The following is a 10,891-nucleotide window of genomic DNA, read 5'->3' on the forward strand; positions in this document are numbered from 1 at the left end:
TGATCCCAAGGCATTGGCTGATAGATTTTTCAGCCAAGGAGCTTTGGAGAGAAGCTCCTATCTTCTTCAGCTTGCCAGGAATCAATATGATGCGCTAGATGATAAGGAAAAAGTTGAGCGGTGTACTGCCTTAATCCATGAAATTGATGGAAGCTTTTCAGAAGCTGCCGCTGCCTATGAGAGACTTGGTGAATTAGCAGACGCAATTAGGTGTTATTGGGAGGCAAAGTCTTATAACAAGATAAGTGAAATGATGGCAAGAGACCCTGGACGGTTCTCCAATTCGCCATTTGTTCTAGCAGCCCGTTTTATGAATGGTACTAGGAGGCCAGAAGATATAGAGGAGTTTCTACGGTTGCTAAGTGAGGCGGGTCCAGAGCGGCTAATAAAATACTTTGAATGTTCTCACTGGGAGGATGTATTGCAACAAGCTGTTTCTGCCTTGGTAGATAATACTGAGGTTGCTGGAGAAATTGATCGTAATATTTATAAAGAGGTTCTTCGCATATTGATGCGCCTTGAGAAGGATAAGTTAGTAACGCTCATTCGTTCTAGAGAACTGTCTTTATTAGCTTACAATGCGGATGACCATGTTGTGGCTCTGGAGGTATGGAATGACGCCTCTGGTCATGATAAGGCGCGTGAGCCAAAGTTTATTCTACGAGCAAGGGCATTAACAACACCATATCCGCACTCGTTGCAATGGTACGGTATGCTTAATGACTGCGATGCGATAGTTAGGGAATATAAGAACAATCTTGACCATGATTTGGATGAGGATCAATACACTATTGTCCTTGACTCTTTGGTAGACAAAAATGAGTTCGAACTGGCGGTAACGTTGGTTAAGAAACTGGGCTCGTGGCATGAAATGCGACACCTGCTTAAATCATTGCCAGATTCTAAGTTGGGGGTATATGCGGCTAAGCTGCTTTTGGGATCTTATCTAAAAGCTTGTGTTGATAGAAGGGAATTTAGAAAGGTAATTGAAGATATTAGGAAAGAAAAAACTGAAATTACTGTTCTGTCTACGCTATTTTCTGATGAAACAATGCAGATTGCGGCGGAAGCAGGATTGATCAAGTTACTGGCGCGTGATCAAGGTTTGGTTGAGCAAGGTGCGGATGAAAAATTTATCTCAGGAAGGATTCTGTCCATCGTTAAGAAGCACAGCAGGGAGCTTCGGCAGTTATTGACGTCGGAGGAAGTAGGTGCAGCGCTGGAAAGGGCGGGGCGCATGGATAATGCATTGGCTTTTTATGAATTGATATACAAGTCTAAATTATGGGGTGCTGATCAGAATGTAGAGCACAACGCTAAACAGCGTTGGCTTAAGTGTAAGGAACGCCAGGCTGCTCTTGGTCACGTAGATCCAAAGCGCAGAGATCAGAGGTTCGCGGAAGCAAAGCGTCGTTCTGCAGACTGGGGGTTACCGATCCCAAGCGAAGAATATCCGCCTTTAGAAAAACTTGAGTTCAATGAAATAGACGCGCTATTTGCTGAGACCGGAAGAGCGGCCAAGGTAATTGGTCGCGGCGAAGAAGGGCTGGCTAATGGCATTAAGAAATCGGAATCTATAGAGAGTGATTCCGATAGGAAACAAGACGATGAAGAGGAACAGGATAATTTATCACAATCAACGTCATTTGTATTGCCGGCGCGACAAGCGTTTAAAGGTCGGGTCGTCTTGACCTGTCAACATGATTCTGTAGATATTGAGGTCATGTTACTACCTGGTAAACGACGGCTTGAGGTGCGTGATAAGGCAAACAGTGATCTTCTGATGATTTATGTTAATGATGCATCGGTAGAGAGTAGAGATATCAAGGTAACCAGCACCGGTTCTAATGCATGGCATATTGAAAGCTGGTTGATGAATATTCAAATTATTCAGCTATCATGTGACACAGCATTTGTTGATGTCACCGATAGTGATGATTTCCGACTATTTTGTTTGGTCGTTTGAGAGATGGTGGTTTACGACCGACAGTTGAAGTCTGCACAAATTGGGTTCATATGTCTGATAATTCTGCTACTTGTACAGTTGACGATGGAGCTATGGCAGGTGACTGTATATAGGGTGAATGTGAGCGGTTGGTGATACATTAAGGGGAATGTACACACAGATAATAATAAACGCCCAGCGCTGATTGCGCTGGGCGAATGACGGTTAAGACACGAGCCTTCTAGCCAGGGCCACCTCAATGGAATCCCCATCCTGGTTGAGGATATCCAGGCCGGTTTCCGGCATGTCGCCGGAGGTGGACTGGCTCACCGCAATCTTCTTGGCCATGAGCGACAGGCACGCCATCTGTGCCGTCTCGCCATAGCCGAGAAAATACACGTCCACCGGGTGCTTCTGGCCGATCCGCCAAGAGCGGCGGGAGGCCTGTTGCAACGTGTAGACGTTGTAGCCGGTCTGCATGAACACGATGGTCGGGAACTCCAGCAGATCCAGACCGGTCTTTACCAGCTCGGGGTTGGTGACGAGCACGTCCACCCCGCGGTCGACTTGGTCGAAGATCCAGTCTTCCCGCCGGCTCGTGTCCACGCTGGCCCGCAGCACTGCGGCCTTGAGGCCATGGCTCTCCAACAGACCCTTGAGCCGGCTAGAGGTATCGCGGGTGCCGGTGTAGGTCGTGTAGACCAGCACACGGCGCCCCCGGGCTTTCTCCTCCCGGCAGATGCGCAGCATCTCCGCTTCCTTCGGAGAGGGGGACTCGCCGAGGATCGACGGCACGAACGCCAGCAGCTGCCGGGTCCGCGGATGCTTGACCACCTCCTCCCGGAAGCAGGTATCCGGCCAGGCCAACAGCACGTTGAGCACGACACCCAGCAGGCTGTTGTCGCCTTTGCGCAGGGCCTCCTTCAGCTCGGCCGTGAGCGTGGACTCCAGGGCCTGATACCGCTCGGCCTGGTTGGCCGTCATCGTCACTTCCTGGAAATGCTCGTGGTACGGTGGCAGTACCTTGTCGCCGATGTCCTTGAGCTTGAGGAAGGCCGTGAACGGCAGCACGTAGCGGGCGATCCCCTTGGGACCGAACCCCGGCGCCTTGACGGTGCGCACGGTCATGCGCTTGCCGCGGGCGGTGCGGTGGTTGTCTCCCTCGGACTCCTTGTAGATGTCCTTGAGGATGCCGTGGTCCCGCATGAAGGCCATGGCCGCGCTGCCCAGGCTGCCGCGGCCGTTGTAGCGGTAGCCGTCCTCGATCATCCTGCGGGGCATGATGCGCCACAGCAGGTAGAAGAGGTCGTCGGCGTAGCCGCCCATGAGCGTGCCGGTCAGCAGCAGGACCTTGCGGACCTTGTTGGCGAGCACGCCCATGGCCTGGCCCTGGGCGGAGCCGTCGTTCTTGTACTCATGGCCTTCGTCCACCACGAGCAGGTCGAAGTACCCATCCGGCAGGTAACGCTTGATGAACTCCGTCGGCTGATAGCCACCCTGGCCGAAGGAGAACTCCAGGGTCGCCATGGCACGCTCCATGCGCGCCGCCTGGCGGTCGGAGAACACCAACTCACCGTCGGCGTCCATCAGGTTGATGAACTCGTGGACGTTGTCCGCGAGCATCCCCGACAGCAGGTCCTCGCCGAAGGTTCGCACCAGCTTGTCCGCCGTCTTGGGGCCGATGGTGGGTAGCTGGCACATGGCCTCGAGAACCAGCTCGCGCCGGCTCTTCTGCTTGCGTCCCGACCGCATCAGCGTCCACAGGGGCTCACCGCACTCCCTGCAGGCCTGACGGCGTTCCGCCGGGAACAGCTCCGGTGGCACCGGATCGCCGTCGCCGTTGACCACCGTCGTCCCGCAGGCGGGGCAGGCGGCGTAGCGCACGGTGCGCACGAAGGTGGGCGATTCATCGTTGCCCCGCTCCGTGTGCTCGCGCATGTGGACGTTGCGTACCGCATAGGCGGGTTTCCAGTGAAAACCCATGCGCATGCGCACGCGGCCCATGATGAAGAACTCCGGACCCCGATGGGTCGGCGTTTGTTCCAGTGACGCCCGAAGCTGTAACAGCTTGCGAAGGGTGTCCGGGCCGTTGAGGACCCACACCCGGGCGTTCGGCACCGTCTCCAGGATCTCCCGCCGCCACTTGTAGACCAGGTGGGGTGGGGCGATCACCAGGGTGCGCCGGTAGCCCTCGGCATGCAGCACCGCGGCGGTACAGATGGCCATCATGGTCTTGCCGGTGCCCATCTCTGCGTTGATGACCGCGGCCTGTTCGGCCTCGTCCACCAACAACCGGGTCACGGCCTGTACCACCGCCCGCTGCGCCGGGAACGGCTTGCGTTTGAGAACCTCCATCACCGCGTCGCGGCGCGGATCGGGCGTCCCGTCGTAGACCGGCGGGTTTTGCCGGGTGACCGCCTCCAGCAGGCCATCGCCGAAGTCGGAGACGAACTGGGACAGCGGAATGATGTTGGATACGTCGATGTCGAGTTGAAGCGTTTCTGCAGTTGCGCTCATGGTCTGCTCCTTGTCAGGTTGAAAAATCGAGGGGCAGACCACCCCGCACGGGGATGAATCCACCCCGTGTGGGTTGAGTAACAAAATGGACCGGCGATCAGATGATCGCTGCGCCTGTTGCACGGTCCGTCGAAGGCGCTCGGGCGCAGGTGTCCCACCTGCAAGGGTGCCGTTGTAGCCGCAACGGCCACGGTGAAAAGGCCTTTCCAGAGCATCGGCCAACCGGTGCTCGGGAAAGGCCCCGCGAGAGCGGGGCCGGCTGGTTACTTCAGCCTGCTCAGACCGCTTGGGCCGAGCGTGTTTCTGAGGTGTTGCAAATGGGGCGCCACATCGCTCAGCTCGGGCGGATAGCTCGCATGGAGCCAGCATTGCCTGAGCTTCGCTTTCCAGCACCGGCCGAAATGACGCCGCGCTCGCGTGAGGGCTTCGCTTTGAACAGTTGATAGACGGTTCATCGCTTCACCTCCTCACACGGCTTTCAGGGCGGCTTCATAGGCCTGGTTCAGATCGTCCCAGTCGATGCTGCCACCGCGTTCCTCGCCGCGGCGGTAGGCGTCGACCAGCAACCGTGCGGCCGTGAATGCCGCCTCACGCCGGCGCAGGTAGTGAACGCTGCCGTCGGCCTCCGGCCAGGGGGCATCGGCGTCCAGTTCCTGCTCGACGGTGAAGATGAGAGGGCTGTCGCCCGTTTCCTCGTAGTCGTCGAACAGCAACGGCACCTCGGCGGTGTCCTGCCAGATCTCGCCCTCGTCGAACAAGGCTTCAGCCCTGGCGGTGGCAGCCTCTCTGTTTTCGGCCTCGATGCCGACCACGACCCGGTGCTCGTAGGGGAGCGTGTATTGCACAACGTATTTCATGATGGTCCTCCAGTTGGATGGGTGGAGAGACCACCACCCCACGGGGGACGGAAGTCTCCCCGCGGGGTGGGAACGGTGTGACGTCGAAGACGCCTGTTTACCGCTGTGTCGATAGACGGTGCCGGTTGCGGAAACCCTGTCGGATGGCCGCCAGCGGACCGCCCAGCGGGGCGGTCGCTTCCGAGACGGTATCGTCGGTGATGCCGAAGATCCCGTACTCCACCAGGGCGTTGACGGCTTCCGGTTCGCTCAACCGGTTGCCCCGCTGAACGGCCCGGATGAGCCGGGGGTAGCGCTGTCGGACGAGGTCGTCCATGGTTATGGTCAGTCCTCCCCGGGCAGCATGATGGTCACCACCGGTTCGCCGGCGTCACCCGGCCCGGCAACCAGTTTCAGCGCCGTCAGCCGCGCCTCAACGCTCTTGCCGTCTCGCGGCACGCGATAGAGCTGGTACACGATCTGCGATTCACCGGCGGCGGCGCCGCGGATCGCATTGAACGCCATCCACAGCACATCCCACAGGCGGCCGGACTCGTCCTGGTAGACCTGGCGGTGGTTATCGTCCTCCGTCCAGGCGACGCAGTCCGCCCAGGCGGCCCGGGTCAGGGCCACCGGCCAGCGGAAACCGGCCTCGCGGGCCGTCTCCGACACATCCACCAATACCCCGTCCTCGATGGCCTGGGCACGCGTGTAGGCGTGGATGACTCCACCAAACAGCTCAGCGATGGCTTGCTTGTCGTTCATGATGGTTCTCCTTTCGGTTGATGAATGGAGAGACCACCGTCCCCACCGGGGACGAAAGTCTCCCCGGTGGGGTGGAATGAGGGATGGCGCAGGGCTGCATCCCCCGGTACGGTCGATCAGCCGGTGGCCGTCAGACGGCGTTCCCGGATGAGTTGGCTGACAACGGTTTCAACCGCGTCGTCACCCAGGTCCAGGGCATAGGCAGCCAGGCCGACGCCCTGAAGGGTTTTGATCCAGCCCGCGGCCTCGAAGGCATCGAGCACGGTGTCGCGCCACTCGGGCAGAATCGGCAGGTGGCAGGTCTCGGTGACCTGCGACCAGAGCCGATGACTGAGCGACGCTTTCCCTTGGGGCGTCGATGCGTCTTCCGGCCGATAGAGCAACAGCGCGCGCCGGTTGGCACGGTCCGGCTCCACTGCCAGACGGTCGTACAGCCACAGGTGAACCAGGCTGCCGAAGATCATCTGCGGCGGTGTACGTCCGGAGTCGGTGACCAGCCGTTCCGGGTTGCCCACCTGCACGAACGGTGCGCCGTCACCATCCAGGCGGAAGTTGTCCAGGCCGCCTTCCCGGACCGGCAGTGACAGCCGTGCACGGAACTCCTGCACGGCGGTGTCCCGGCCCCACAGCGACAGGAACAACAGGTTGCCCCCCTCGTCGGTGAGGACAGCGTCGGCGAACAGGCCGGGCGCATCCAGGATGGGCATGAGCACAGGCCGTGTTGCGTCACGTTGATTGAGCGTGTTCATGGGGTTATCTCCTTTCGGTTGATGGTCAAGAAACCGGTCAGAGACGCCCCCGGCCGGGGAGCGACTCCCCGGTGGGGTGGATTGAGATCGTCACAACAAGCCGCGTTCAGCGAAGGACACGGTGCCTTCGCATCCGACGACGATATGGTCGAGGACGCGCACCTCGATCAGAGAGAGCGCGTCCCTGAGTTTCCGCGTCAGCGCCTCGTCGGCACGACTCGGCTCCGGCAAGCCGGACGGGTGATTGTGGTAGAAGATCACGGCCCCGGCGTTACACGCCAACGCCCGTTGCACCACGACCCGTGGATGCACCGAGGCACCGTCCAGGGTGCCCTGGAACAGCTCCTCGACACGCAGCACGCGATGACGGTTGTCGAGAAACAGCGTCCCGAACACCTCGTTCCTGCGCTCGCCCAGAAGCAGTCGCAGGTAATCGCGGGTGGCGTCCGGGTTGCTCAGGTACTCCCCGGGTCGATGGCGCGCCTGCAGCACCGCGAGTGCCAGCCGCACGAGTGACGCCTGCTCGGTTTCACTGAGTTCCGAAGGCCGGATCTCCGCGAACCGGTCGCCAGCGTCGGGGGTTAAAGGCAAGACGTTCTGCATCATGGTCTCCTCCGCAGTCGATGGATGCGGGGAGAGCCCCCGTCGGGGAGTCGATCTCCCCGCGAGGGTGGTTGCCGCAGACCAGACAGCGGCGGTTGATTCAAAGCGCTACCGGTATGTCGGCATTCGCCAATCTGCACACATGCCCAACGGTAAAACCGAGGGGCACAGTCTTGTCGGTCGTCGTGACGATGCCGGCTGCGACCAATGCGTCCAGCATCCCGGCGTTCTCCGAATAGTCCTTTATGATGATCTCGTCGATCGCCAACGGGACTTCCGGGACATTGACCGTCGCACAAGCGACCGGGGAACCGTCTTCGCAATCGAACAAGGCGATTGCCGGACGCCCATCGCTGTATGTTTCCAGTACGGCTGTGCAGAGCCATGCTTTGAACTGCACGATGCCAAGTACGCGTTTATTCATGGAGCACCTCCTTATCAGTGGTTGAAGTTGAATGAGGAGGCCTCGCCCCAACGGGGAGTGCGCTCCCCGACCGGGTTGAGAAAAGACAAATGGACCGATGATTTCGAGAATCGCTGCGCCTGTTGCACGGTCCGGCGAAGGCGCTTGGGCGCAGGTGTCCCACCTGCAAGGGTGCCGTTGAAGCCGCAACGGCGACGGTAAAGAACACGTCTGTCGCAAGCCCCATCGTTTCGTTTGCGTTGAGGTTTGAGACAGACGCCGCCGGGCGGCGGCGCCATGTCGTTTCCTCACCGCTCTCGGCCATCCATGGCCTCCGCGGCATTCGTCCGTCCTGGACATCGTCAACGGATGACCAGGACCTGGCCGAAGCTCGGGCTGCCCGGTGTGAAGTCCAAGGCCCGGATCACCGGCACGAAGCGGTCGGTCAGGATGCGGGTCTCGGTGATGCGCCCATTGGGCTTCTCCTCGACCTCGACCTTGGCCTCCTTCTCCTTGTGGGTGTCGCCCTTGATGACATACACCCGGCCGTCGGCGGCGCGCACCACGCCGGACACCTGGCCGGCGGCCAGGGCCAACGCCAGGTGCCAGTCCGAGAGCGCGCGCAATGGTCGGCGCAAGCCTCGCCCCGTACCGCCGAACACCAGCTCGAACCGCTCCCACAGGCCGCGGTGACGCGCCAGTTCGTCGGCGAGCTGACGCCGGTCCATGCGTGAGTAGACGAAGGTCGCCTCACCCTGGGGCGCGGCCGGCACCACGTAGGGCGCGTCAGGCCAACGCTCCGGCAGCACCGGGGGTGGTTCGGCGGCAATCGCCTCCAGCATCGTACGGGTCTCACTGATGCCCGTGGCGCCGGCGGTGCGTCGGCGAACGCCGAATACCACCACCTGTTTGAAGCGCTGTTCCGGCGCCTTGAACACCCGTACCTGCTCGAAGTGGGTGGCGATCCATCCCGCCAGTTCCCGGTCCAGGCTGTAGCCGGGGATGATCAGTACCAGTACGCTGCCGAAGGCGAGCCACGGATTGGACAGGCTGTAGAACAGCTTCTCCAGCCGGGGGCGGCCCTTGCCCGAGTAGCCGGCCAGCGCCGCCTTGTCCGCAACCAGGTCGCCATAGGGCGGGTTGAGCCACAGCAGGCCGAACTGGCGTCTGCCGATGATGCAGTCCTGCACGTCGCCGTGGATGCAGCGGTCCAGAATACCCTTGGCGTGCCAGGCCCGCTCCTCGTCGTACTCCACGCCGAAGGCCTCGGTCCGGTCGGCACCCAGGTGGTGTTTGCACTCGGCCAGAGCCACGCCCTCGCCGCAGCAGGGATCGAGGATGCGAAATTGCCCCGTATCCCCGGGCTGTAGAGCCGACAACACGCGTCGCGTGGTCTCGGCGTCGGTCGGGAAATACCCGTTCTTGATAAAGTTGCGCGCCAGGCGCTGGAACATCAAAGCCATTGTGCTTCTCCTTTCGTTGGTGTGTTACATGGCCGGAGAAGCGCACCCCCGTCGGGGAGTGTGCGCCCCGACCGGGTTGAAAGAATGTGTCCGGGTGATTACCACCCGGGGTAGTTGAGAAAGAGCTCCGCGACGATCACCGCATGGGGTTCATCCAGCTTCGAGGCCAGGTCGCAGAGGTTCGGATAGCCGGCACGGACCAGCAACGACTGGCCCCACTCGGCGTTGTAGAACGAGCACATCGCAGCAAGAAACGCGGCTTCGCCGCGACTGCGTGCCGTGATGGTCTCCTCGATGTAGTCCCAATCGGGCTCGAGTTGGCGCTTGTGCGTGGCGGCTTCGACCGTCGGGGACTTCACCCTGAAACAGTCCTGGCCTGCCAACAGGACGCCACGCTTCCAGGCATCCAGAAATCGCCGTTCGCGTTCACGGTAGTCGTACATGACAGCCTCCCTTGAAACCCAAACGACCGGCGTGTCAGTCGCCGGTTCGATTGGGTGATGACGGTGGTCAGAGCACGTCGCCGAGCATGCTGCGGGGCACGCGATAGCGCCTGCCGCCGTACTCGCCGGTCAACGGACGCGTTGATGTGATGACCACCCACGGTATGGTGGAACCCTTGATGCCGACCTTCTGGCCGATCTCGACCTTCCGGTTGCGGTCCCGGTGGTAGGCACGGACCTGGTCGCGCCAGTCGGCGTTGGCGACCGGTACCATATCCAGGTACTTCAGCGGACAGGAGTAGTAATAGGGATGCATGGATTCCTCCATGTCCTTGTACCCCCAGCCGCAGCCATCCTGCTTGGCGAGCAGGTAGCAGGCGATGAACCGCTTGCGGCGGTTCTCCTGCTTGTAGGTGATTTCAATCACCGCCCAGAGCACGTTGCCGCGCACGCAGTGGGCGATGGTTTCCCAGCGCCGCGTCTCGTTCTCTTCCGGTGCGGTCAAGTCGCGGATGATGTCGGCCTTGCTGGCGCCGTATGTGAACAGCCATCCCATGGTGTACCTCCTTTCGGATTGAATGAAAGCGGGGCGCACCACGGCCCCGTGGGGCATGGCGATGCCCCGCGGGGTCAATGGAAGGAACGGCGGCCTGGCGGCCGCCCGTATCCTCAGTTGAAGTAGATGTGTATCCCCTCGATGCCGTGCTGGTTCAACAGCTCGATCTCGAACTCGGGGAACGGAGCAGCGGCCGCGCAAGACGTATCGGGTGTTTCGGTGATGGCATCCATTCGCTCGGAAAGCGGTTCGATGCGGCACGCCGTGTTGCCGATACTCAGCAGGCCGTTACTGGATTGCAGATTTACCTGTTCGGGGGTCTTGAGTGACATGGTTTTCTCCTCTGTTTTGGTTGTGCCTCCACGACGGAGGTCCCCAAAACAGCCTGTGGGAGGCCGCTTTGGTGGACCCCCGCAGGGAGGCGGAAGACCGCCCAGGAGAAACCGACCCCCGGACCGGGAGTGGAGACTCCCGGACAGGGATGTTGAAAAAAGACCGACGGTCCCCTTGTGAAATTGGGACCGCTGCACCTCCTTCCCGGCCAGACAAAAGTGCTTTCAGGGCGCCCACCCACAGCGGGGCAGGCAAGGGTGCCGGCGAGGCCGGCANGG

Annotated in this window: 12 protein-coding genes; 1 reads left to right on the forward strand and 11 read right to left on the reverse strand. The window is 60.4% G+C overall.

What is annotated here, in order from left to right; genetic code table 11:
* Positions 1–1,966, forward strand: a 1,966-nt coding sequence (locus RIFP1SYM_RS18265) for a hypothetical protein (RefSeq protein WP_039960457.1), incomplete at its 5' end; no start/stop codon positions are given.
* Positions 1,967–2,170: 204 nt separating this feature from the next.
* Here the strand turns inward: RIFP1SYM_RS18265 and RIFP1SYM_RS12650 are convergent.
* From RIFP1SYM_RS12650 to RIFP1SYM_RS12700, 11 genes are all read right to left on the reverse strand, one after another.
* Entirely contained in the window at positions 2,171–4,462 is a 2,292-nt protein-coding gene (locus RIFP1SYM_RS12650) for a DEAD/DEAH box helicase (RefSeq protein WP_039960458.1), read from the reverse strand.
* A gap of 467 nt (positions 4,463–4,929) precedes the next feature.
* The gene (locus RIFP1SYM_RS12655) at positions 4,930–5,319 is read right to left on the reverse strand and encodes a hypothetical protein (protein ID WP_050798767.1); all 390 of its coding nucleotides are present in this window, start codon (positions 5,317–5,319) and stop codon (positions 4,930–4,932) included.
* Positions 5,320–5,416: 97 nt separating this feature from the next.
* A complete protein-coding gene (locus RIFP1SYM_RS12660; protein ID WP_005965329.1) occupies positions 5,417–5,635 on the reverse strand; it encodes a hypothetical protein in 219 nt (72 codons plus the stop codon).
* A gap of 8 nt (positions 5,636–5,643) precedes the next feature.
* Positions 5,644–6,063, reverse strand: coding sequence for a DUF6573 family protein (locus RIFP1SYM_RS12665; RefSeq protein WP_005965332.1), 420 nt, complete (start codon positions 6,061–6,063; stop codon positions 5,644–5,646).
* A gap of 116 nt (positions 6,064–6,179) precedes the next feature.
* The gene (locus tag RIFP1SYM_RS12670; protein WP_005965334.1) at positions 6,180–6,812 is read right to left on the reverse strand and encodes a hypothetical protein; all 633 of its coding nucleotides are present in this window, start codon (positions 6,810–6,812) and stop codon (positions 6,180–6,182) included.
* Between the two features lie 90 nt (positions 6,813–6,902).
* Entirely contained in the window at positions 6,903–7,418 is a 516-nt protein-coding gene (locus tag RIFP1SYM_RS12675) for a JAB domain-containing protein (protein ID WP_005965336.1), read from the reverse strand.
* Between the two features lie 97 nt (positions 7,419–7,515).
* Positions 7,516–7,839: a hypothetical protein gene (locus tag RIFP1SYM_RS12680; protein ID WP_039960460.1), complete on the reverse strand. Its 324-nt coding sequence runs from the start codon at positions 7,837–7,839 to the stop codon at positions 7,516–7,518.
* A 341-nt stretch (positions 7,840–8,180) separates the two neighbouring features.
* Positions 8,181–9,281, reverse strand: coding sequence for a DUF6094 domain-containing protein (locus RIFP1SYM_RS12685; RefSeq protein WP_005965338.1), 1,101 nt, complete (start codon positions 9,279–9,281; stop codon positions 8,181–8,183).
* Positions 9,282–9,379: 98 nt separating this feature from the next.
* Positions 9,380–9,724, reverse strand: coding sequence for a hypothetical protein (locus RIFP1SYM_RS12690; protein ID WP_005965340.1), 345 nt, complete (start codon positions 9,722–9,724; stop codon positions 9,380–9,382).
* 67 nt (positions 9,725–9,791) lie between these two features.
* Entirely contained in the window at positions 9,792–10,280 is a 489-nt protein-coding gene (locus RIFP1SYM_RS12695) for a hypothetical protein (protein WP_240992110.1), read from the reverse strand.
* Positions 10,281–10,393: 113 nt separating this feature from the next.
* A complete protein-coding gene (locus tag RIFP1SYM_RS12700) occupies positions 10,394–10,612 on the reverse strand; it encodes a hypothetical protein (RefSeq protein ID WP_039960461.1) in 219 nt (72 codons plus the stop codon).
* Positions 10,613–10,891: the final 279 nt, after the last annotated feature.

Source organism: endosymbiont of Riftia pachyptila (vent Ph05) (assembly GCF_000224455.1).
In the GTDB taxonomy this organism is placed as follows: Bacteria; Pseudomonadota; Gammaproteobacteria; order Chromatiales; family Chromatiaceae; genus Endoriftia; species Endoriftia persephonae.

Bases quoted from the DNA above. Each gene is read 5' to 3' on its own strand.
- RIFP1SYM_RS12665 (WP_005965332.1), bottom strand. From the start codon at position 6,063: ATGAACGACAAGCAAGCCATCGCTGAGCTGTTTGGTGGAGTCATCCAC.
- RIFP1SYM_RS12660 (WP_005965329.1), bottom strand. From the start codon at position 5,635: ATGGACGACCTCGTCCGACAGCGCTACCCCCGGCTCATCCGGGCCGTT.
- RIFP1SYM_RS12650 (WP_039960458.1), bottom strand. From the start codon at position 4,462: ATGAGCGCAACTGCAGAAACGCTTCAACTCGACATCGACGTATCCAAC.
- RIFP1SYM_RS12680 (WP_039960460.1), bottom strand. From the start codon at position 7,839: ATGAATAAACGCGTACTTGGCATCGTGCAGTTCAAAGCATGGCTCTGC.
- RIFP1SYM_RS12655 (WP_050798767.1), bottom strand. From the start codon at position 5,319: ATGAAATACGTTGTGCAATACACGCTCCCCTACGAGCACCGGGTCGTG.
- RIFP1SYM_RS12695 (WP_240992110.1), bottom strand. From the start codon at position 10,280: ATGGGATGGCTGTTCACATACGGCGCCAGCAAGGCCGACATCATCCGC.
- RIFP1SYM_RS12690 (WP_005965340.1), bottom strand. From the start codon at position 9,724: ATGTACGACTACCGTGAACGCGAACGGCGATTTCTGGATGCCTGGAAG.
- RIFP1SYM_RS12700 (WP_039960461.1), bottom strand. From the start codon at position 10,612: ATGTCACTCAAGACCCCCGAACAGGTAAATCTGCAATCCAGTAACGGC.
- RIFP1SYM_RS12670 (WP_005965334.1), bottom strand. From the start codon at position 6,812: ATGAACACGCTCAATCAACGTGACGCAACACGGCCTGTGCTCATGCCC.
- RIFP1SYM_RS12675 (WP_005965336.1), bottom strand. From the start codon at position 7,418: ATGATGCAGAACGTCTTGCCTTTAACCCCCGACGCTGGCGACCGGTTC.
- RIFP1SYM_RS12685 (WP_005965338.1), bottom strand. From the start codon at position 9,281: ATGGCTTTGATGTTCCAGCGCCTGGCGCGCAACTTTATCAAGAACGGG.